Origin of the sequence: Hydrogenophaga sp. IBVHS1, assembly GCF_002127265.1 — a bacterium.
GTDB lineage: Bacteria > Pseudomonadota > Gammaproteobacteria > Burkholderiales > Burkholderiaceae_C > Hydrogenophaga.
Genome location: NZ_NFUU01000002.1, coordinates 1 through 21,208 on the forward strand (window position 1 = coordinate 1; position 21,208 = coordinate 21,208).

A 21,208-nucleotide genomic window follows, 5' to 3' on the forward strand; every position below is an offset into this window, starting at 1 on the left:
GCGCTGGCATGGCTGTGGTCGGTGGACGGCGTGCGCCCAAGCAGCTGGGATGTGGCGGGCGTGGCCGTGACCTTGGCGGGCATGGCAATCATTGCGTACCAACCACGAACATGAGACCCGATACGATGCGACCGCCAGGGCGGCCATTCTGAAACGCCTTTCGCCTTTCGCCTTTCGCCTTTCACCTTTGGCCATTTGACATGTTGGGGAATTACGCATGACGCGCCGTCACCTTGTTTTTTTGTCGGCACTGGCTGCCCTCGCGGTATTTGCCGCCGCCGTCTTCCTGTACCAGCGACACATCCTGCAGCTTGCGACCGTTCAGGCCTCGGAGCAGGCCGGAGCAATGGTTCGGCCGCACTCGCCCATCATTGGTCCGGTGGCAGCGCCGGTCACGATCGTGGAGTTTTTTGACCCTGCATGCGAAGCTTGCAAGGCGTTCCATCCCCGGGTCTACGACATTCTCGCGGCATTTCCGCGCGAAACGCGCCTGGTGATTCGGTACACGCCGTTTCACAGGAAGGCTTCCGTGGAAGCGGTGAAGATTCTTGAGGCGGCGCGTGCGCAAGGAAAGTTCGAACCCGTGCTCAAAGCGTTGCTGGATGGTCAACGCGCGTGGACGGGTCAAGGCGCAAACGCATCACCGCGTGCATGGGCAATTGCGCAATCGGTGGGTCTCAATGTTGAGGAGGCACGCAGGTACACCGCCGCTGGTTCGGTGGACGTTCTGCTGGCGCAGGACGTGATTGACTTGAAGACGATCGGGGTTCGAGCCACCCCGACCTTCTTCGTCAATGGGAAACCACTCGCTTCGACGGACCCGGACCTGCTCTACGAGATGGTCAAGAGCGAGGTGGAGCGGTTTCGAAAGTAGAGATGGCTCTGGGTGTTACCGGTCCTGTCCGATGTCTCGTACATCCGGCGCTGCACCCGTGGCCAGTGATCGTCGTCGCTTTGAACCTCAATTGCTGTGTCCCTTGTTCAACAGAGAACTCAGACGCGCAACTTCGTTGCCCATCGTCGTGATGCTTTTGCCATCGGCGGTCTGGACGACTTGACCCTTGCTAAGGTGAGTCACGCTTCCAAACTTGCTTTCCTTGGCCATCAGTCCGTCCTTGAAGACGTAGAGCGTCTCACCGTTCTGCAGTGCGATGACCTGCTTGGCCTCGGACCTGGCTGCGTCCATTGCGAATGCCGGGGCCAATGCTGCCAATGAGAGGACGAGGATGCTGAGCTTGCGAATCATGGGGTGTCTCCTTCAAGAACAAATCACATTGTTCGACTGAATCAATGCGGTACGAGGTACAAGTTCAATGTAGTGAGATGCCCATGACCGGCAGCTTGCGAATGCATTACATCTTGGTCAGCGCAAAGTCAGCAGACCCTCTCGCAACCCGATTGGTCTCCTCCTTGAATCGGTGGACATGGCACCGTTCCGTAACTGCAGAACACGCAGCAGTCACCCGTCTTCGGCCGAAGTACCACGTGGCATGCTTTGCACTCATAGAACCATTGGCAAGCATCGGTGGGCATGACTTCAGCCCTGCCGTGTCCACACTCAGGACAGGTCAGCACCGACGTCAGGAGCACTTCGGTCAAGGCTTGACTCCCGTGACGGTTGACGGGAAGCCAGCGTCCTTGGTCGCCCGGGTCAGAGCGTCCAATGAAACCTGGGTGTCGTCATAAACCACCGAGGTCTCCCGCCTGCCCAGATTGGACTTCACGTCGACCACGCCACCCAGTTTCGTCAACGCCTTCTTGACCGTGATCGGGCAAGTGGCGCAGGACATACCGGGGATAGATAGAGTGACGGTTTTCTGCGCTGCCCATGCAAGCGGACTCAGCACAAATCCGACAGCAATCAAGATGTGTTTCACACCCAGGCCTTTCATCAATAGAACCAGTGAGCTATCAGCGGGAATGCCATTGCGGTGGTGAGCAGCAGCACCACGACACCGAACAGCAGTTTGTAGATGCGGTTGATGCGGGGAATCGCACACACCTGACCTGGTTCGCAGGCAGCCGCTGGCCTCCAGATGCTTCTTGCCGCAAAGAACAGCGCCGCCAGCGATACACCCATGAACAGCGGTTGATAGGGCTCCAAGGCCGTGAGATGGCTGATCCAGGCGCCCGAGATGCCCACCAGGATCAACACCAGTGGGCCCAGACAGCAGGCCGATGCAAAGAGGGCTGCAAGACCACCGGCCAGCAGGGCTTTGCCGCCCTGTTCGGTAGCGGGACTGGGGGTGGGTGTGTTCGGGGTGGTGGAGTGCGCTGACATGAGATAACCTTAACGCCGTACCCAAGTACGGAGTCAAGCGACATGAGCGATATCCACACACCTTCCGACCCCAACATGACGATTGGCGGATTGGCCAAGGCAGCCGAAGTCAATGTGGAGACCATCCGCTTCTACCAGCGAAAGGGATTGATGCCTGAGCCGCTCCGCCCATCCGGCGGGATTCGGCGCTACGCAGAAGCTGACCGTTTTCGTATTCATTTCATCAAGTCGGCGCAGCGACTCGGATTCAGCCTGGACGAGATAGCCGAGCTGCTGCAACTCGACGATGGCACCAGCTGTGTTCAAGCCCGAACCAAAGCACAGGCCAAGCTTGCGGATGTGAAGAGCAGGCTTGAGGACCTGCACCGGATTGAAGGAGTGCTTGAGGGATTGATTCGACTCTGCGGAGCATCCAGTGGCAAGGTGCGATGCCCGCTGATTGCAGCCTTGAAGACCGACGCTTCGTTGAGTGCCTGAGCCAGCGCTTATGCCTATGTCAGCAGCACCGCCGCTTTGCCCTTGCCACACAGATCACTTCTGCTTTGCAAGCCACTTGTCGAACTGAGCGATCTCTTTCTTCTGCGCCACGATGATCTGCTTTGCCATGGCCTTCATCTCGGGTGACTTGCCGGTCTTGAGCTGCATCTCGGCCATGTTCAAAGCTTGCTGGTGGTGAATCTTCATCATCATCGCGAAGTCCTTGTCGGTGTTGCCCGACATGGGCATCTTTTGCATTTCCTCCATGCCCATCATCATGGAACCTTTCATGTCGTGTGCACCTGTGGCGCCTTTGTGCATATCGGACATGGGCACCGTCGCTGGGCCTGTGGCTGGCGTGGACTGAGCATGCGCCGACATCGACATGAGCACAGTCAGCGAAACGGCGCACAGAGCCTTGACAGGGACAGTGGTGAAGCGTTTTGTGGTGGATTGATGATTCATGTGACTTCCTAGAAGCTACCCGAAGGCGGGTTCATCATCATCGACAACGATGCTCGGATTGACTGTGCGCCAACGTACGCCTGCCCATGGGTTGCGAGACTGTGTCGGATCTGTTTCACACAGCAGGGAGGACGTCACCCATGCAAAAAAGGGATCGGTCATCACAACCGATCCCTTGACCACAACCGACCCATAGGGTCCGATTGGCTAAATCACTTCATCGCTTTGATATCGGTGACCACCATCTTGCCGGCGTCCTGAATGACGATGAACTGGATCTTCTCGCCCACCTGGACTTTGTCCAGCATGGCCTTGTCCTTGACGTTGAACACCATAGACATCGGAGGCATGTCCATGTGCTTGATCTCGCCATGCTTGATCGTGACCTTGCCGTTCTCCTTGTCTATCTTGCGAATTTCGCCGTCGGTCATGCTGGGTGTCGCCGCCATGCCCATCTTGCCCTGATCCATTCCCATCTTTCCTTGGTCCATGGTCATTTGAGCCAGCGCGGGTCCAGCGAAGGCAAAGGAAAGGGCGACCGCTGATGCGGCCAGACTCAGGTTCAGTGTTTTCATGAAATATTCCTTCAATCAGGTGTGTCTGTGGGTTGCAAGAATGGTGGTTTGTCAGCTTATTTGGTGGTCACTTTGATCTGCCCCTTCATGCCGGCGTCGTAGTGCCCGGGGTGAAGGCAGGCGAAATCAACGACGCCTCCTTTGGTGAAACGCCAGATGACCTCACCCTTTTGCCCTGGCTTCAAGGAAATCTTGTTGGCCTCATCGTGTTCCATGCCGGGAAACTTTTTCATCACTTCGTAGTGCTCCTTCAACTCCTTCTCCGTGCCGAGGCTGAACTCGTGCGGCACCTTGCCGGAGTTGGTGACGACGAAACGGACGGTTTCCCCCCTCTTGACGTCCACCAGTGCTGGCGTGAACCGCATGCTGTCGGCAGCGTCTACCTGAATGGTGCGGGAAGCTTTACTGGCGACGCCGGGCTCACCGATGGGCGATTCGTTGTGGCCGCCGCCGTGCGTGCCCGCCGCTGTGGCGGCCGAGGCGGCCAGAAGGGCGGCAACGAACAAAAGGCTCGAACGCTTGGAAAGAGGGGAATGGGTGAAGATCATGTGAACTCTCTGGTTTGGTGGGTTGAGAAAGCAAGCGGGGAAAAAAGTGTGTTCAGACGCACGGTTCAGTGCTGCATGCCCTTGCCCATGGGTTTGACCGCTGTGCCTATCGCCGGGGTTGTGTCTGCACTTGCCTTGGGCCTGACGGCGGGCAACGGCGCACCGGTCCATTCGTGCGCAACTGTGCCTTCGGGGAACTTGTAGGGGCCAGGGTCCTTGTAGTCGCCTGGCTTCTGGTCCTTGCGAACCTTGAAAACGGTGAACATGCCACCCATCTCCAGAGGGCCAAACTGCCCGGTGCCGGTCATCATGGGCGCTGTGTTGTCGGGGATGGGCATCTGCATTTCGCCCATGTCGGCCATGCCGCGCTCGCCCATCAGCATGTAGTCGGGTACCACTTTCTGGATCTTGTTGACCAGGCCTCGGTGGTCCACACCGATCATGGTGGGCACATCGTGGCCCATGGCGTTCATGGTGTGGTGGCTCTTGTGGCAGTGCATGGCCCAGTCGCCTTCCTCGTCGGCAATCAGCTCGATCTGGCGCATCTGTCCCACGGCTACGTCGGTGGTCACTTCATACCAGCGCGTGCTCGGTGGTGTCGGGCCACCGTCGGTGCCAGTCACCAGAAACTCGTGTCCGTGAAGGTGGATCGGGTGGTTGGTCATGGTGAGGTTGCCCACACGAATGCGCACGCGATCGTTCAGTCGCACGTTCAGCGTGTCGATGGCAGGGAACACCCGGCTGTTCCAGCACCAGATGTTGAAGTCGGTCATCGTGGCGATCTTGGGCGTCTTGCTGCCCGGCTCGATGTCGAACGCGTTGAGCAGGAAGCAGAAGTCGCGATCCACCTCGCTGATGTGGGGATGCTTGCCCTTGGGGTGGGTGACCCACATGCCCATCATGCCCATGGCCATCTGGACCATTTCGTCCGCGTGCGGGTGGTACATGAAGGTACCCGGACGGCGCGCTTCAAATTCGTAGACGAAGGTCTTGCCCACGGGGATGGCGGGTTGGTTCAGACCACCCACACCGTCCATGCCGCTGGGCAGGCGCTGGCCGTGCCAGTGGATGGTGGTGTGCTCGGGCAGCTTGTTGGTGACAAAGATGCGCACGCGGTCGCCTTCGACCACCTCGATGGTTGGGCCAGGACTCTGGCCGTTGTAGCCCCACATGTTGACCTTGAAGCCCGGCGAGACCTCGCGCACCACGGGTTCTGCCACCAGGTGGAATTCCTTGACACCGTTGTTCATCTTCCAGGGCAGGGTCCAGCCGTTGAGCGTGACCACCGGGTTATAAGGGCGACCGGTGGTGGGCACCAATGGAGGCGCTGTGTCCACCGAGGTTTGGTACACCGGCTCAGGCAGGGCGGCCATGGCGGAGCGCGCAACCGCCAGCCCGGCCACCGAAGCGGCAGCACCCGCGAAAAACTGACGACGTGAATTGAGGAGACTCATGTTGGTTTTCTTTCTATGCGTTCGATGCGATCAGTGGCCAGCGGCAGCTGCGGGCTCACCGCCTCCACCACCCAGAGAGACAAAGCTGTCGGGCGCACCTCCTTGGAGGACCCACTGCAGATCGGTCTCTGCGATCCAGAAGTCGCGCTGCGCTTCGATGGCGCTGGCCACCGCTTGTGACTGGCTGGAAACCTCACCCAACAAGTCCCACACACTCTTGAGCATGCCGTTGTAGTGAAGAACGGTTTCTTCGGTGATGAACTCTCGAACCTTCAGCACTTCTTCGCGCGCACTCACGGCCAGTGCGTGGCTGGAGAGGTAGGCCTGGCGAGCGAGGCGGGCGTTGGCGCCATTGCGCATGCCCTCGGCGCGCGGCAGTTGTGCAGCAATGGCCGCAGCGCGCTCGTCCAGCACTTGTTGCGACAAGGCTTGGACCGGCACATCGGGCAAACGGTCAGGCAGCGCAACAGCGCTGTGCATGCCGGTGAGGCCCAACGTTTTGACGAGTGAGGCTTCGGCCTGCGTGGCGGTGTTCTGTGCGCGTCGCACGTTCATCTTGGCGGATGACTGAGCCAGTTGAACCTGGGCCTGCTGGAGCTTGCTCCAATTGCCCACACTCACCATGCGGCGACCCAGCTCGTTGCCGGCCTCGGCGGCGTCCAGCGCATCGCGGTGCTGTTTGAGAACCTGTCGCGCAGCCACTGCCTGAAGCCACGCCTTGCGACCTTGAGCGGCGACTTCCAGCAGCTCGTCCATGTCGTCTACCTTGCGCTGATGGATGGGATCAAGCTCGGCCCATTGGCCTTTGGCAATCAAATCCACGTTGGCCGTACCGATCCTGTTCATGGGTTTGACCAAATCCAGGTGGGCCCGCCAGGCCTGGCGAACGGCGTCTTCAGCGGTCATGAGGCTCAAGCTGGGAGATGCCAACTCCTGACCTGCTGCAGCGGGAACGTTCTCTTTTTCCCACTTGAGGATGTCGGCATGGCCGCGTTTGAACTGCCCCACGGCGTCGTTGGCTTCGCGCCAGTTCTTTTCGGCAGGGGCCGGTGCGATCTGGGCGGAAACGACCATGGGGAGCGCCAACACGCCCAGAACAATGGCCCGCAGTGCAGAGGAAGGGTAACGTCGATGAATCACTGATTTGCTCCTGTTCAACTGTTTCAAGCTGGGGGCAGTGTGCAAAAGGCCACCCGTCACGAACCTGTCGGTTTCATTACAAAGTTGTCAGGTTCGGTTGCAATGGGCCGCTGGCAGTGAAAATCGCCGCAGGAGTGAACGTGAAAATCTTAATTGTTGAAGACGAACGCAAAACGGGTGAGTACCTGTGCATGGGACTGCGCGAGGCGGGCTACGCGGTTGAGCTGCTCAACAACGGCGTGGACGGATTGCACCAGGCCCTGGAGGGCGACCACGATCTCGTCATTCTGGACGTCATGCTGCCCGGCATGGACGGTTGGCAAGTTCTCAAGGGTCTGCGTGCCCAGGGTCGAGAGATGCCGGTGCTCTTCCTGACCGCTAATGATCATGTGGACGACCGCGTCAAGGGTCTGGAGCTCGGAGCGGACGACTATCTGGTCAAGCCGTTTTCGTTCTCCGAGCTGTTGGCCAGGGTGCGCACCATCTTGCGCCGTGGGCGCTCGGGTATGGAGCCAACCACCCTGCAGGTCGCGGATTTGGAGCTGGACCTGCTGCGCCGTCGGGTCACCCGCGCGGGCAAGCGCATCGACCTGACCGCCAAGGAGTTCGGATTGCTCGAATTGCTGATGCGCCGCAAGGGTGAGGTGTTGCCACGCTCGCTGATCGCCTCCCAGGTGTGGGACGTCAACTTCGACAGCGACACCAACGTCATCGAGGTGGCCATGCGAAGGCTTCGTGTGAAGGTGGACGACGGGTTTGAGTGCCGCCTGTTGCAGACGGTGCGAGGCATGGGTTACGTGCTGGAAGTGCCGGAGCACTCCTGATGATCCGGCGCTTGACCCTCACGGCACGGCTCACCTTTCTGTACACCCTGGTATCGGCTGCGGTGCTTCTGGGCCTTGGCGTCTTGGTTGCGTGGGCCACCCATCTGCACTTCATCGACCTTGACCGCGACTACCTGCTGGACAAGGTTCAGCTCATCGAGAAGATCGTCGATGAAACGCCAGAGCCAGCCGAGCTGTCTGCCAAGCTGGACGAATCGCTCAACAGCCATCAAGGCCTTTTCATCTCAATTACGCGCGGTGACGAACAGCTGTTTGGAAAAGGCGGCATCACATTTCCAACAGAACTCGCTGCACGAAGCGCCGCAGATCAGCCCTTGGACTGGACCGATGGTGAGCGGCAACTGCGAGGCATGGGCACAGAGCTCTCCAAAGCGCAGATGCCCGGCGGATTGACCAGTCCTGGTCAGAGCATGCGCCTGACGCTCGCGCTGGACACGCAACACCACACCCATTTCATGCAGATGCTGCGCCAGCAGTTGGCGATCTATGTTGTCCTGGCCACCCTGCTCAGCGGCCTGCTGGGGTGGTGGGCAGCACGCAGCGGTCTGGCCCCGCTGCGGACCATGAAGGAGCGAGCGCTCAAGGTCACGGCCCACAAGCTCGACGAGCGCATGCCGATCGACGCCGTGCCCGTGGAGATGGCGGAGCTGGCCAATAGCCTCAACACCATGCTGGAGCGGCTGCAGCAGGATTTTGCGAAGCTGATGGAATTCTCAAGCGATATAGCCCACGAACTGCGCACCCCTATCAGCAACCTGCTGACACAGACCCAGGTGTCGCTTTCGCAGCATCGCGATCCAGACACCTACCGCGACATCCTCGCCTCCAACGCCGAGGAGTTCCAGCGCCTGGCGCGCATGGTGGCCGACATGCTGTTTCTGGCGAAGACGGACCACGGTATCCAACTTCCGAATCGCGAAGATGTCGCGCTGGAAGACGAGGTGAGGAGTCTTCTGGATTTTTATGATGCGGTGGCTGAAGACAAAGAGCTTCGTCTTCGGGTGGTGGGGGCGGGCACCGTGGTGGGTGATCGCCTGATGCTTCGGCGGGCCATCAGCAACTTGCTGTCCAACGCGCTGCGGCACGCACACCCTCGCACCGAGGTTGCGCTGACCGTCGAGTCTCAGGGAGATGGCATCAACCTGTGTGTCACAAACATCGGCGACCCGGTTGATGCTGTCGATCTGCCGCGTCTGTTTGACCGGTTCTATCGCGTGGACAAGGCACGCGCGCACCCCTCATCCGATGGCGCGGGCTTGGGTCTGGCCATCACCAAGGCCATCATGCTCGCTCATGGCGGCAGCGTTGCTGTCACATCGGTGGCAGGAAGGACGCAGTTCTGTTTGCACTTCGTATCTCAGCCGTGACCTTTCTGGCTGCAGCGCTGTAGCACTTCGAGGTAGGTTTTTCCCAGGCCAGTTCTCAGCTCAAGTGTTCAGTGCGATTCGATACACCGAGGCGGGTGGCAAGTTGAGAAGCGAGCTTCCGATGCGTTCTGCCCTCAGGTTCATTCGGGTCAGTATCTCGGGTGCAATCGGGCATCGGGTCATGTAGGTGAACTGGTACAGCGCTGCCCCAGCTTGCAAGCTTTGCATGCAGGCGCCGACCACGTTCCACTGTGCGCGCATACCCATGGTCAGCAGTGGCAAGCCGGAAATCACGGCCTGCGCCTGCATCGACTGCCATGGGTCTCGCCGCCTCCGCATGCGTGTCACATCCATGTCGAGCAGGCGTGCTGCGGGGAATCGTTGGCGCAGCAACGCCGTGAATTCTGGGCAGTTCTCCACCAGCGTGAGATCGCACTCGGGTACTCCCTTGGCGAGGATGCAACGTGTGAAGGCCCCGGTTCCCGGGCCCAGTTCGATCACGGGTCCTGCGTTTGGGAGGATGTCGCGCGTAATGAGACGCGCCAACGCGTTGCTGGAGGGTGCGACTGCTCCGGTCCTCATGGGTCGTTTGAGCCAACTCTTGAGGAAGACGCTTTGGTCGGTAGATAAAGACACAGCTGGCTCCGTTTGTTTGGACATCAACCACCCTCAGTTCCTACATTGCTCGGAACAGTGGGTGAGTGAACGCATTCTGGTGAGCCACTTGCAGGGCGTCTTGTACAGAGGCGCCATTTCGCGATGGGTCGCGCGGTTCTGCAGGTGGCCCGATTGCAGGGGAGCTGCCGAGGCGCTGCAGCTCCCCGCTTCAGGTCACTGAACCTGTTTGATATCGATGTACTGGCCGCGTGTCCGGAGCACGACCTTCACATCCGATTGACCACGGTTGCGCCAGTACCAGCCATGGTTGCCGGTGAACGCTGCCACCAGCTCACCATCGTCGGTTGGCACGCTGCGGCCTTTCTCGTAGCTGATGGAACGCCCGCCACCGTCGCCGTGCGTGTCGTAGTTGACCGAACCGCCATTGACGATCCACTGGAATTCGGCCTTTTCGCCCTCAGCCATGCGCAATTTGATTTCTTTGCCTTCGCCCGGGGTCAGGGTGAACGTCAATTCGTCGCGCCAGTTTGACTGGGCTGCAGGCGTTACCGCAGCCTTCGGGATCACGGTGGGTGCGCCGGGGGTGCTCGAGACTGCCGCACTTGCCTTCGCCGGGACGGCTGCAGCCGGTGACGCGGGACTGCCAGTGGGCGCAGCAGTTGCGTCCGCAGCGGCCTCCGCCGCCAGCTGCTGCTTGATCTCGCCCATCTCGGTCATTCGCAAGACCCGGCCGATGCCGGTGGGATCGACGCCGTATTCGGCCGGCAGCACAACGGCAACGAGGAGGACGACGGCCGAGATTGCGGCCAGAACGGTGGAGCGGAAAAGCTGCTTCGAAGAGGGCAGTTCTGCGCGGATGGGGGAATCGCTGTTGTACATGTTGAATATTCCTTGGGTGTTCACGACACGAAGTAGCCGGTGAGCTGCATGCCCACCAGAATGAAGCCCGCGCTCATCATGGCGACGTTGGCTGTGTAGGCATGGCGAATGAAACTGGGTGTGCGACGCCAGTAGCTCATGCCGATGAGGATGACGGCCAGCGCCAGCAGCTGCCCGATTTCCACACCGACGTTGAAGGCCAGCAGGTTGGGCACCAGGCCGTCGGGCGAGATCTCGTACTCGATGATCTTGGTGGCCAGGCCAAAGCCGTGGAACAGACCAAACACGAGGGTGGCGACCTTGGTGTTGGGCTGGAACCCCAGCCAGCGCTGGAAAGCGCCGATGTTGTCCAGCGCCTTGTAGACCACCGAGAGACCAATGATCGCGTCGATCAGGTAGCTGTTGATCCCGACGTTGAAGTACACGCCCAGGATCATGGTGGTGGAGTGACCCAGCGCAAACAAGCTCACATAGATGCCGATGTGTTTGATGCGGTAGAGAAAGAAGATCACGCCGAACAAAAACAGGATGTGGTCGTAGCCCGTCATCATGTGTTTGGCGCCCAGGTACACAAAGGGCAGCAGGTTGACGCCCGAGATTTCCTGGATGTAGCCCTTGTCACCCTCGGTGACGGCGTGGGCAAAGACCTCTGTCGTGCCCAGGAGCAGGCACAAGAAGAAGGCAAAGAGCAAGAAGAGACGGGGATGCCCGATCGCCCATGGCGAACGTGGCAGCCTGTCGTGAACATGGCTGTGCATGAAGACTCCGATGGTCTGAAAGAAATGAAGCGCTGCTTGGCGCAGCGAGAGATTCAAGGCGAGAGAGGGATCAGCCCATGGGAGGGCGTTCCAGCCGAGACACCCGAATCATTTCAATCAATTGCCGCACATGCCCAAACCAAGCCGGTAACTGCGGCGTAGCCATGCGCCATGTAGTGGGCAGGGCATGGGCTTTGTCGTGCGAATGGTCAACTCCGTGGTGAGGGTGGTCGCTAGCTGCACCATGACTCACCATCACAACCCCGTCGACTCCATCCTCGTGCTCGTGTCCCAAGTCACGCTGCGTGTCCGGGGTCGTTGGACTTGAGTGAAGCGCCTTCGCAATTACGGCAATCCCGTGGGAGTTGATGCCGCCCACCGACGAGGTGATCGTCCCGAACATGATCACCAACAAAACCAACCATCGCATACCCAATGTTGCCCGGTCAGGGCGTAGGGAATGTGAGAGGCGCGAGGTCATGGGAGGTTTTTTTCGTTCGGTGCGGTTGCACAGATTATAGTAACCTCCCTAGGGGATACGAACACCATGACACAACCGCACACACATGAATCCCATCCCGCCATCATCAAACGTCTGCGCCGAGCGGGTGGGCATCTGAACAGCACGATAGACATGGTGGTCCAGGGGCGTAGTTGCTTGGACATAGCGCAGCAGTTGCAGGCGGTGGAGAAGGCGATCCAACAGGCCAAAAAGGCCCTGATTCAGAGTCACCTTGATCACTGCCTGGAAGACCTCGTGGGACCGCTGGGAGCAGGCCAGCGTCACGCGATGGACGATTTCAGAGAAATCACCCGCTACCTCTGAGCCTTGCGCCCACGGATGCCAGGCCATTGACGCCAAGAACAACATGCTGGACATCCTCTCCCACCGCACCTACCGTCACCTGTTCGCCGCGCAGGTGATCGCCCTGATCGGGACCGGGCTGGCCACGGTGGCGCTGGGCCTGCTGGCGTTTGAGCTCGCTGGCGACAACGCGGGCATGGTGTTGGGCACGGCCCTGGCCATCAAGATGATCGCGTACGTGGGGGTGGCGCCGGTGGCTGCGGCGTTTGCCGATCGCCTGCCCCGGCGCACCATGCTGGTCGCGCTGGATCTGGTGCGCGCGGTGGTGGCGCTGCTGCTGCCGTTTGTCTCCCAGATCTGGGAGGTGTACGTGTTGATTTTTGTGCTGCAGGCGGCCTCGGCCGCGTTCACGCCCACCTTCCAGGCGACCATCCCAGATGTGTTGCCGCTGGAGAAGGACTACACCAAAGCCCTGTCGCTCTCGCGCCTGGCCTACGACATGGAGAGCCTGGTCAGCCCGATGCTGGCGGCCGCCCTGCTCACGGTGATCGGGATTCACGATCTGTTTGCCGGCACGGTGGTGGGCTTCCTGGCCTCGGCTGCGCTGGTGGTCTCTGTGGTGTTGCCCGCGCATCCGGCGCCGCAGCGCCGGGGTATCTACGACCGAACCACACGCGGGCTGCGCATCTACCTGGCCACGCCGCGGCTGCGTGGTCTGCTGGCGATCAGCGCGGCCGTGGCGGCGGCGGGCTCCATGGTGTTTGTGAACACGGTGGTCATCGTTCAGGCCGGCATGGGACTGGGCCAGAGCGCCGTCGCCCTGGTCTTGGCCAGTTTCGGCGCAGGCTCCATGGTTGCCGCGCTGGCCCTGCCTCGGTTACTGGAGAAGCTGCCCGATCGCACCGCGATGCTCGGCGGCATCGGGCTGATGGTGGTGGGCTTGCTGGCGGGCACCTGGGTGTCGGGACACGCTTCACTGATGATCTTGTGGTTCGTGCTCGGCCTGGGCTACTCGACTGCGCAGACGCCTTCCGGGCGCCTGTTGCGGCGATCCTCGAACCCGGAGGATCGCCCGGCGCTGTTCGCTGCTCAGTTCGCGCTGTCGCACGTCTGCTGGTTGCTGTTTTATCCCCTGGCGGGATGGCTGGGCACGCGCTTCGGCATGCCGGCTAGCTTTGTGGTCCTCGGTGTTGCAGGTGCACTGGCTGCATGGGCGGCTTGCAAAGTCTGGCCATCACAAGATCCCGACGTGGTGGAGCACGAACATCCCTACTTGCCGGTCGGTCACGCCCACACGAAGGCGGTTGTCGGTGGTGGTGATGGAGTTCGTCATGCACACGCTTTTGTGGTGGATGACCAGCACCCCCATTGGCCCAGTGTGGGCTGCTAACGGCGATGTCGTTTCGCTGGATCAAGTCGCTTTCCTGCAGGTCTGCATCAGCAGATCGAAGACAAATGGCGAGAACCGTTGGCACACCCTGTTTGGGCAAAGCTCCAGCAACCACCCGTTTCTTGACAGAGCAATGACAGCCAGCAACCTACGAAACAGTTCGCAAGGTTGCACGCATATTCGCGTAGGCAGAGTTGATCGTTGCGTGAGACGCAGCCTAAGGTCCGGTGTGGCGCCTAGGTGATGCCTAAGTCATGGGCGGAATGGTTCACCGTCGGTTGGCAATACCGCCCTGTCGCAACTGGTGGCCATTGGCGGCATTCCGACCCAGCCCGAGACCGGGCGCGCCAAACGCGAGCTGGACCGCGTGGACGCATCCTTGGTGGCGCTGGATGGCTACGCCGGCCAGGTGCTGGGCTAGTGGCGGCTGGACGATCCGCGCCTGAGCATCCGGCACCTGGCGTGGTACACGGTGTCCGGGAGCGTGGGGATTGCCTTGCAGGCCGAGCACGAGACGACGCGCAGTCGCGGCAGGCCGCGCCGGTGTTGGTGGTTTGGGACTGCCGCAGCCTGCAGGTCGCGCGAGCAGCCTGAGTTTGCCGGCTGCGGTGGCGACATCTGCGCACGACCAGGCGGTGGTTTTCTGGTGAGCTGCACGCGAGCCCACCACGTGGCCTGGTTTGATGCGCGCGGCGCCTGGCAGCGCAGCGAGCCGCTGTAGGAAGCCTGCGCGCTGGGCAACGCGGACACTGGCTGGTGGGTGGCCGGCTGTGCCCATGCGCTGAGCAACACCACAACCGACCCGCTCGGCCTGCCCGACGGGGTTCGGCTGGACAACCACTGGCTGGTGGTCAATGCTCGCAACTGACTCTCCTTTACGACAATGAATTGGTGGTCAGAATCTTCATCGCCGCAGGCGCACACCCCCTAGAATCGAGCCATGCGTTGTCTGCTCGTCCTCGTCCTGTGTCTGCTGCTGCCCCTGCAGGGCTTTGCGGCGTGGCAGGTGCCTGCGTCACCATGCCCCATGCAGGGCATGATGGCCATGGCGGACGAAGCCGGCGAGATGGAAGAATCCCTGGCCGAGGCCATGGACGATTGCTGCAACGACATGGCCACCTTTGAGCGCACGGGCCAGCCCTGCAAGAGCGTTCAGAGTTGCGTCGCATCCGCCGTAGGCTTGCCGTCTTTCCCATCCCTCGTGGCCCAGACCCCGGTCACCCAGGACCCTCAAGCGCCAGCCTGGCGCAGCCTTCCTCCGGGCGCGACTTCGCGCCTCTGGCGCCCTCCAACTTCCGTCTGATTCCCCGCAAAGCGCAGCCCACCCGCCGGTGGCGCTGCTGTCGCGCGCTGTCAGGGCTTTTGCGCCCGGGCGTGCCTGCTCCGGAGCTCAGAGATGGAACACCCTTCGCTTTTTCTTGCACGCGCCGTGCTCGCCCTCGCTGGCCTGCTCGCGCTGATCACACCCGCTGCCGCCGATGAACCCCTGAGCCTGGGCGCTGCGGTGAGCGCCGCCGTGGCACGCTCGCGCAGCCTCGACGCATCGACCGCCGCTGCGCAGGGCGCGCGAGAGATGGCGGTGGCGGCCGCGCAGCGACCCGACCCGGTGCTGCGCCTGTCGCTGGACAACCTGCCGGTGAATGGGCCTGAGCGCTTCAGTACCACGCGCGATTTCATGACCATGCGCTCCATCGGGCTCATGCAGACGCTGCCTGGTGCAGACAAGCGCCGCGCGCGGGGCGAACGCTTCGAGCGCGAGGCCGAGGCGGCGCTGAGCGAACGCGCGCAGCGCGTGGCCATGTTGCAGACCGAGGTGGCGCAGGCCTGGCTGGAGCGGCGCATGCAGGAGCAGCGTTGGTTGTTGCTGCAGGCGCAGATCACCGAGGCGCGTGTGCTGGTGCAGACCCTGGATGCCGCTCTTCGCGGCGGTCGCGCTTCTATTGCCGATGTCTTCAGCGCGCGCGAGGCGCTGGCCCAGCTGGAGCAAGGTTTGATCGGCGCGCAGGCCGAGCGCACCAACGCCCGCCTCACGCTGGCGCGCTTCACCGGTGGGCCGCCCGACCAGCCGCTGGCCGATCCACCGCCGATGCGGCAGACCACCGCAGCGGTGGGTGAAGCGGACCCATGGCGCAACCTGCCCGATCTCGTTGCGCTGCAGGCCCGCGAGGCCGTGGCCCGGGCCGAGGCCGAAGTGGCCCGCCAGGAGCTCAAGCCCGACTGGAGCGCGGAGATCATGTTCAGCCAGCGCGGCTCGCAGTTCTCCAACATGGTGTCGGTCGGCGTGTCGGTGCCGCTGCAATGGGACCGGCCGCAGCGCCAGCAACGCGAACTCGCCGCGCGCCTGGCGCGTGTGAACGAACTGGAGGCCGAGCGCGAGGAGCAGACCCGTGAGCGGACGCTGCAGGTGCAGCGCTGGCAGCAGGACTGGCGCGCCGGGCGGGACCGGTTGGTCTACCTGGATGCGCAGCGCCAGCCGCTGGCCACGCAGCGCGTGGATGCCGCGCTGGCCGCCTATCGGGGCGGGCGCGAAGGCCTGGGCGCCGTGCTGCAGGCGCGCCGCGATGCGCTGAACCTGGCACTGGAGCGTCTGGCGCTGGAGCGTGAAACCGCCGGCCTGTGGGCGCAACTTGAATACCTCATCCCCGACAGCTCGACCGGAGTGAAACCATGAACAAAAAAACATCCTTCGTCGCGCTGGCCGCTGTGGCCCTGCTCGTTGCCGTGGGCGCGGGTGCCTGGTGGCTGGGCATGCAGCAGGGCATGGGCCACACCACAGGGACGCCTCAGTCGGTTGCGGCCACCACCGCCAGCGACGACCCGTCGCTCTGGACCATCCCGCAAGGCGAAGACGCCACGCGCCGGCACATCCGCGAATCGCTCAAGGCCGGCGACGTGGACCCGGTCACGGGCCGGCGCATCCTGAACTATCACGACCCGATGGTGCCGGGCAAAAACTTCGAGGCACCGGCCAAGTCGCCCTTCATGGACATGATGCTGGTGCCGCGCTACGCCGGCAGCGACGCGGCCGATGCCAGTAGCGTCACGGTGAGCCCGCGCATCCAGCAGAACCTGGGGCTGCGCACAGCGCCGGTGGTGGAGGGCTCGCTGGTGTCGGAAGTGACGGCGGTGGGCAACGTGGCCTGGAACGAGCGTGAGCGGGTGGAGCTGAGTTCGCGCGCCATGGGGTTTGTGGAGAAACTGCATGTGAAAGCGGCGCTGGACCGCGTGGCCGCTGGCGCACCACTCGCAGAGCTCTACGTGCCCGACTGGGTGGCCGCGCAAGAGGAATACCTGGCGCTGGCCCGCCTGAGCGGCGAAGGCACCGACGCATTGAAGGATGCCGCACGACAGCGTATGCGCCAGGCGGGCATGACACCGGCGCACATCCAGCGCGTGGTGAGCTCGGGCGTGGTGCAGCCTCGCTTCACGCTGACCGCTCCGATCGCCGGCATCGTGAGCGAACTCATGGTGCGCGAGGGTGCGACCGTGATGCCAGGCATGACGCTGATGCGCCTGCAGGGCACACGCACCGTGTGGGCCGAGGGGGCCGTGCCCGAGAGCCAGGCCGCGCTGCTGCAGCCGGGTGCGCGGGTGCGCACCACCAGCCCCGGCGCGCCGGGCCAGACGTTCGAGGGCCAGGTGCAGGCGCTGCTGCCCGAGGTGGACGCGGTCACGCGCACCATCCGCGCTCGGGTGGAGCTGGCCAACCCGCAAGGCCGGCTGGTGCCCGGCATGCTGGTGAGCATGCGGCTGGACCGGCCCAAGGCCGCAGCCACGCTGCTGGTGCCCAGCGACGCCGTGATCCACACCGGGCGGCGCAGCGTGGTGATGGTGGCCGAAGACGGCGGGCGCTTTCGCCCGGTGCAGGTGACCGCGGGCCTGGAAGTGGGTGGCCAGACCGAGATCAGCGCTGGCCTGCAGATGGGGCAGCGCGTGGTGCTCTCGGGTCAGTTTTTGATCGACTCCGAAGCCAGCTTGCGTGGGCTGGAGGCGCGTCTCAACCAGGAGCCTGCGCCCACAGCTCAGCGTTACACCACCGATGCAGTGATCGACGCACTCAGCGGAGACACCGTCACGCTCACACACCCGCCCATTGCGGCGCTGAAGTGGCCGCAGATGCAGATGGACTTCAAATTGCCGCCGCGCGCGCAGCAACCCCGCGATCTGGCAGCCGGCGACCGGCTGCAGATCGAGTTTGAAATGCAGGACGGCGATGTACCGCGCATCACCAGCCTGCAGCGCGTGGCACCGGAGCCGCGCCAATGATCGCCGGGCTGATCCGCTGGAGCATCGCGAACCGCTTTCTCGTGCTGCTGGCCACCGCGCTGCTCAGCGCCTGGGGCGTGGTGGCCCTGCAGCGCACGCCGCTGGACGCTTTGCCCGACCTCTCCGACACGCAGGTCATCATCCGCACCACCTGGCCCGGGCAGGCGCCGCAGATCGTGGAAAACCAGGTCACCTACCCGCTGACGACCACCATGCTCTCGGTGCCGGGGGCCCGCGCGGTGCGCGGCTTCTCGATGTTCGGCGACAGCTTCGTGTACGTGTTGTTTGAAGACGCGGTGGACCCGTACTGGGCGCGCTCGCGCGTGCTGGAGTACCTCAACCAGGTGCAGGCGCGCCTGCCGCGCGGCGCCTCCTCATCCATTGGACCCGACGCCACGGGCGTGGGCTGGATCTACCAGTACGCGCTGGTCGACCGCACCGGTGGGCAGGACGTGGCGCAACTGCGCGCCCTGCAGGACTGGTTCGTGCGCTTCGAGCTCAAGACCGTGCCGGACGTGGCCGAGGTCGCCAGCGTGGGCGGCATGGTCAAGCAGTACCAGATCGTGCTCGACCCCGACAAGATGGCCGCCTACCGCGTGACGCAGGCCATGGTGGCCGAGGCGGTGGCGCGGGGCAACCAGGAGGCCGGGGGCTCGGTGCTGGAGCTGGGCGAGGCCGAGTACGCGGTGCGCGCCAGTGGCTACCTGAAGACGCTGGACGACTTTCGCGCCATCCCCCTGATCACCAGCGCCAGCGGTGTGTCGGTGCGCCTGGGCGATGTGGCGCGGGTGCAGACCGGGCCCGAGATGCGGCGCGGCATCGGTGAGCTCAACGGCGATGGCGAGGCCGTGGGCGGTGTGGTGGTGATGCGCTCGGGCAAGAACGCGCTGCAGACCATCGAAGCGGTGAAGGCCCGCCTGACCGAGCTGCAGCGCAGCCTGCCCGCCGGTGTGGAGATCGTGCCGGTGTACGACCGCTCGGGCCTGATCGAGCGCGCGGTGAAAAACCTCGGCGAGAAGCTGCTCGAGGAGTTCATCGTGGTGGCACTGGTGTGTCTGGCCTTTTTGTTCCACCTGCGCAGCGCGCTGGTGGCCAGCGTGTCGCTGCCGTTGGGCGTGCTGATGGCTTTCATCGTGATGCAGCAGCAGGGCATCAACGCGAATGTGATGTCGCTCGGCGGCATTGCGATTGCCATCGGCGCCATGGTGGACGCGGCCATCGTGATGATCGAGAACGCCCACAAGCACCTGGAGCGCTGGGCCCACCATCACCCGGGCGAAACGCTGCAGGGCGAGCCGCGCTGGCGCGTGATCGGCGACGCTGCGGCCGAGGTGGGGCCGGCGCTGTTCTTCTCGCTGCTCATCATCACGTTGAGCTTCATCCCGGTGTTCACGCTGGAGGCGCAGGAAGGCCGGTTGTTTGCACCGCTGGCTTTCACCAAGACCTATGCCATGGCGGCGTCCGCTGGCTTGGCGGTCACGCTGATCCCGGTGTTGATGGGCTATCTGATTCGCGGGCGCATTCCGGCCGAGACCGCCAACCCGCTGAACCGCGCGCTCATTGCGCTGTACCGCCCGGTGCTCGACGCGGTGCTCAAGGCGCCCAGGCTCACGCTGGTGGTGGCGGCGCTGGTGCTGGTGGTCAGCATCTGGCCGCTGCGCCAGCTGGGCAGCGAGTTCATGCCGCCGCTGGACGAAGGCGATCTGCTCTACATGCCCACGGCACTGCCTGGCCTCTCGGCGGCCAAGGCGGCCGAGCTGCTGCAGCAGACCGACCGGCTCATCAAGACCATTCCCGAGGTGCAGAGCGTGTACGGCAAGGCTGGGCGCGCCGAGACCGCCACCGACCCGGCACCGCTGGAGATGTTCGAGACCACGATCCAGTTCAAGCCGCGCAACGAATGGCGCGCCGGCTTGACACCCGAGGCGTTGATCGAAGAGCTCGACCGCACCGTGCGCGTGCCGGGCCTGTCCAACATCTGGGTGCCACCGATCCGCAACCGCATCGACATGCTGGCCACCGGCATCAAGAGCCCCGTGGGCGTGAAGGTGGCCGGGCCGGATCTCGCCACCATCGACCGCCTCACCGGCGAGATCGAGCGCGCGGTGAAAGACGTGCCCGGTGTGAGCAGCGCACTGGCCGAGCGGTTGACGGGCGGGCGTTACATCGACGTGGACATCCGCCGCAGTGACGCCGCGCGCTACGGCCTGAACATCGCCGATGTGCAGGATATCGTGGCCGGCAGCGTGGGTGGCATGAACATCGGCGAGACGGTGGAGGGCCTGCAGCGTTTCCCGATCAACCTGCGCTACCCACGCGAGCTGCGCGACTCGCTGCCCGAGCTGCGCGCGTTGCCCATCGTGGCGCCGGGCGGTCAGCGCCTGGTGTTGTCCGACGTGGCCGACCTGCGCATTTCCGAGGGGCCGCCCATGCTGCGCAGCGAAAACGCGCGCTTGGCCGGCTTTGTGTACGTGGACATTCGCGGGCGCGACCTGCGTGGTGCGGTGCTGGACATGCAGCGCGCGGTGTCCGAGCAGGTGGCGTTGCCCGCCGGGTACTCGGTGTCGTGGTCGGGGCAATTCGAGTTCCTGGAACGGGCCACGGCCAAGCTCGAGCTGGTGGTCCCGGTCACGCTGCTGATCATCTTCGTGCTGCTGTACCTGATCTTCCGCCGCTTCGACGAAGCCTTGCTGATCATGTCCACGCTTCCGTTCGCGCTGGTGGGTGGGGTGTGGTTCCTCTGGCTGCTCGGGCACAACCTGTCGGTGGCCAGCGTGGTGGGCTTCATTGCGCTGGCGGGTGTGGCGGCCGAGTTCGGCGTGATCATGCTGATCTACCTCAAGCAGGCCTGGCAGGAGCGGCTGGACGCCGGGCGCACCGATGAACTGTCGTTGCTGGAAGCCATCCGCGAAGGCGCGGTGTTGCGGGTGCGGCCCAAGGCCATGACGGTGGCCACCATCGTGGCCGGCTTGCTGCCGCTGTTCTGGGGCATGGGCACCGGCAGCGAGGTGATGCAGCGCATCGCAGCACCCATGATCGGCGGGATGATCAGCGCGCCGTTGCTCTCGCTGCTGGTGGTGCCCGTGATTTACCGGTTGATGCGGCGTCCGCGTTGAGGCGCCACAACCTAAGAGTCAGCTTGATGCACTGAAAATCCAGTGGAATGGCCCGCCATTTACGACTGCTTTGTACGTAAGCAGCCGTCTAGGAGACGCTGATGAGCGACCGCCTTTGACCTGACATGTATTTGAAACCGGATGAACCCAAAGGCTGCAATCGCTGCACAACGGACTCACACTGGCTAGGCAGCGTCACGACTAGACGCCCCTTATGGCCGTCT

The 21,208-nt window shown here is 63.0% G+C and carries 23 protein-coding genes and 1 pseudogene; 12 read left to right on the forward strand and 12 right to left on the reverse strand.

Annotated features, from left to right (window positions below):
* Positions 1-114, forward strand: a pseudogene (locus CAP37_RS14740) (hypothetical protein); the annotation flags it as partial.
* Between the two features lie 103 nt (positions 115-217).
* The gene (locus CAP37_RS14745) at positions 218-874 is read left to right on the forward strand and encodes a thioredoxin domain-containing protein (protein WP_086125008.1); all 657 of its coding nucleotides are present in this window, start codon (positions 218-220) and stop codon (positions 872-874) included.
* 87 nt (positions 875-961) lie between these two features.
* Here CAP37_RS14745 and CAP37_RS14750 read toward each other — a convergent pair whose 3' ends face one another.
* From CAP37_RS14750 to merT, 4 genes are all read right to left on the reverse strand, one after another.
* Positions 962-1,246, reverse strand: a complete 285-nt coding sequence (locus CAP37_RS14750; RefSeq protein WP_086125009.1) for a CopK family periplasmic copper-binding protein — start codon at positions 1,244-1,246, stop codon at positions 962-964.
* A 128-nt stretch (positions 1,247-1,374) separates the two neighbouring features.
* Positions 1,375-1,599 (reverse strand): GDCCVxC domain-containing (seleno)protein, encoded by a 225-nt coding sequence (locus CAP37_RS22065; protein ID WP_086125010.1) that lies wholly within the window; start codon positions 1,597-1,599, stop codon positions 1,375-1,377.
* Positions 1,596-1,892, reverse strand: coding sequence for a mercury resistance system periplasmic binding protein MerP (merP, locus tag CAP37_RS14760; protein ID WP_086125011.1), 297 nt, complete (start codon positions 1,890-1,892; stop codon positions 1,596-1,598). Before merP ends, CAP37_RS22065 begins: the two co-directional genes overlap by 4 nt.
* Positions 1,892-2,281: a mercuric ion transporter MerT gene (gene merT / locus CAP37_RS14765; RefSeq protein WP_086125012.1), complete on the reverse strand. Its 390-nt coding sequence runs from the start codon at positions 2,279-2,281 to the stop codon at positions 1,892-1,894. The genes merP and merT overlap by 1 nt, the downstream gene beginning before the upstream one ends.
* Before the next feature lie 42 nt (positions 2,282-2,323).
* Here merT and merR point away from each other — a divergent pair, with 42 nt between their 5' ends.
* Positions 2,324-2,758 carry an Hg(II)-responsive transcriptional regulator gene (gene merR, locus CAP37_RS14770; RefSeq protein WP_086125013.1) on the forward strand — a complete coding sequence of 145 codons (435 nt, stop codon included), beginning with the start codon at positions 2,324-2,326 and terminating at the stop codon, positions 2,756-2,758.
* A 54-nt stretch (positions 2,759-2,812) separates the two neighbouring features.
* Here merR and CAP37_RS14775 read toward each other — a convergent pair whose 3' ends face one another.
* From CAP37_RS14775 to CAP37_RS14795, 5 genes are all read right to left on the reverse strand, one after another.
* Positions 2,813-3,223 (reverse strand): DUF305 domain-containing protein, encoded by a 411-nt coding sequence (locus CAP37_RS14775; protein ID WP_306297833.1) that lies wholly within the window; start codon positions 3,221-3,223, stop codon positions 2,813-2,815.
* Between the two features lie 212 nt (positions 3,224-3,435).
* Positions 3,436-3,798 carry a copper-binding protein gene (locus CAP37_RS14780; RefSeq protein ID WP_086125014.1) on the reverse strand — a complete coding sequence of 121 codons (363 nt, stop codon included), beginning with the start codon at positions 3,796-3,798 and terminating at the stop codon, positions 3,436-3,438.
* A gap of 56 nt (positions 3,799-3,854) precedes the next feature.
* Complete coding sequence (locus tag CAP37_RS14785) at positions 3,855-4,346, reverse strand: plastocyanin/azurin family copper-binding protein (RefSeq protein WP_086125015.1); 492 nt, start codon at positions 4,344-4,346, stop codon at positions 3,855-3,857.
* Between the two features lie 65 nt (positions 4,347-4,411).
* Positions 4,412-5,800 (reverse strand): multicopper oxidase family protein, encoded by a 1,389-nt coding sequence (locus CAP37_RS14790; protein ID WP_256927012.1) that lies wholly within the window; start codon positions 5,798-5,800, stop codon positions 4,412-4,414.
* Positions 5,801-5,830: 30 nt separating this feature from the next.
* A complete protein-coding gene (locus CAP37_RS14795) occupies positions 5,831-6,874 on the reverse strand; it encodes a hypothetical protein (protein ID WP_086125016.1) in 1,044 nt (347 codons plus the stop codon).
* Positions 6,875-7,080: 206 nt separating this feature from the next.
* On the opposite strand from CAP37_RS14795, the gene CAP37_RS14800 reads away from it, so the two are divergent.
* Together CAP37_RS14800 and CAP37_RS14805 are read left to right on the forward strand one after the other, a co-directional pair.
* On the forward strand, positions 7,081-7,764 hold the full coding sequence (locus tag CAP37_RS14800) for a heavy metal response regulator transcription factor (protein ID WP_086125537.1): 684 nt from the start codon (positions 7,081-7,083) through the stop codon (positions 7,762-7,764).
* A complete protein-coding gene (locus tag CAP37_RS14805; protein ID WP_086125017.1) occupies positions 7,764-9,152 on the forward strand; it encodes a heavy metal sensor histidine kinase in 1,389 nt (462 codons plus the stop codon). The genes CAP37_RS14800 and CAP37_RS14805 overlap by 1 nt, the downstream gene beginning before the upstream one ends.
* Before the next feature lie 60 nt (positions 9,153-9,212).
* On the opposite strand, the gene CAP37_RS14810 is transcribed toward CAP37_RS14805, so the two are convergent.
* The 3 genes from CAP37_RS14810 to CAP37_RS14820 all read right to left on the reverse strand — a co-directional run bounded on the left by CAP37_RS14810 (position 9,213) and on the right by CAP37_RS14820 (position 11,407).
* Positions 9,213-9,653, reverse strand: coding sequence for a class I SAM-dependent methyltransferase (locus tag CAP37_RS14810; RefSeq protein WP_143435947.1), 441 nt, complete (start codon positions 9,651-9,653; stop codon positions 9,213-9,215).
* A 330-nt stretch (positions 9,654-9,983) separates the two neighbouring features.
* On the reverse strand, positions 9,984-10,649 hold the full coding sequence (locus CAP37_RS14815) for a transmembrane anchor protein (protein WP_086125019.1): 666 nt from the start codon (positions 10,647-10,649) through the stop codon (positions 9,984-9,986).
* A 20-nt stretch (positions 10,650-10,669) separates the two neighbouring features.
* Positions 10,670-11,407, reverse strand: a complete 738-nt coding sequence (locus CAP37_RS14820; RefSeq protein ID WP_086125538.1) for a HupE/UreJ family protein — start codon at positions 11,405-11,407, stop codon at positions 10,670-10,672.
* 547 nt (positions 11,408-11,954) lie between these two features.
* Between CAP37_RS14820 and CAP37_RS14830 the strand changes: the two genes are divergently transcribed.
* The 7 genes from CAP37_RS14830 (at position 11,955) to CAP37_RS14860 (ending at position 20,984) form a co-directional block, all read left to right on the forward strand.
* A complete protein-coding gene (locus tag CAP37_RS14830) occupies positions 11,955-12,233 on the forward strand; it encodes a metal-sensing transcriptional repressor (RefSeq protein WP_086125021.1) in 279 nt (92 codons plus the stop codon).
* Between the two features lie 43 nt (positions 12,234-12,276).
* Positions 12,277-13,602 (forward strand): MFS transporter, encoded by a 1,326-nt coding sequence (locus CAP37_RS14835; RefSeq protein WP_086125022.1) that lies wholly within the window; start codon positions 12,277-12,279, stop codon positions 13,600-13,602.
* Positions 13,603-13,906: 304 nt separating this feature from the next.
* Positions 13,907-14,023 (forward strand): DUF1513 domain-containing protein, encoded by a 117-nt coding sequence (locus CAP37_RS22190; RefSeq protein ID WP_179190242.1) that lies wholly within the window; start codon positions 13,907-13,909, stop codon positions 14,021-14,023.
* 519 nt (positions 14,024-14,542) lie between these two features.
* Positions 14,543-14,905 (forward strand): hypothetical protein, encoded by a 363-nt coding sequence (locus tag CAP37_RS14845; protein WP_086125024.1) that lies wholly within the window; start codon positions 14,543-14,545, stop codon positions 14,903-14,905.
* A 93-nt stretch (positions 14,906-14,998) separates the two neighbouring features.
* The gene (locus CAP37_RS14850) at positions 14,999-16,273 is read left to right on the forward strand and encodes a TolC family protein (protein WP_086125025.1); all 1,275 of its coding nucleotides are present in this window, start codon (positions 14,999-15,001) and stop codon (positions 16,271-16,273) included.
* A complete protein-coding gene (locus CAP37_RS14855; protein ID WP_086125026.1) occupies positions 16,270-17,868 on the forward strand; it encodes an efflux RND transporter periplasmic adaptor subunit in 1,599 nt (532 codons plus the stop codon). Before CAP37_RS14850 ends, CAP37_RS14855 begins: the two co-directional genes overlap by 4 nt.
* The gene (locus tag CAP37_RS14860) at positions 17,865-20,984 is read left to right on the forward strand and encodes an efflux RND transporter permease subunit (protein WP_086125027.1); all 3,120 of its coding nucleotides are present in this window, start codon (positions 17,865-17,867) and stop codon (positions 20,982-20,984) included. The genes CAP37_RS14855 and CAP37_RS14860 overlap by 4 nt, the downstream gene beginning before the upstream one ends.
* Positions 20,985-21,208: the final 224 nt, after the last annotated feature.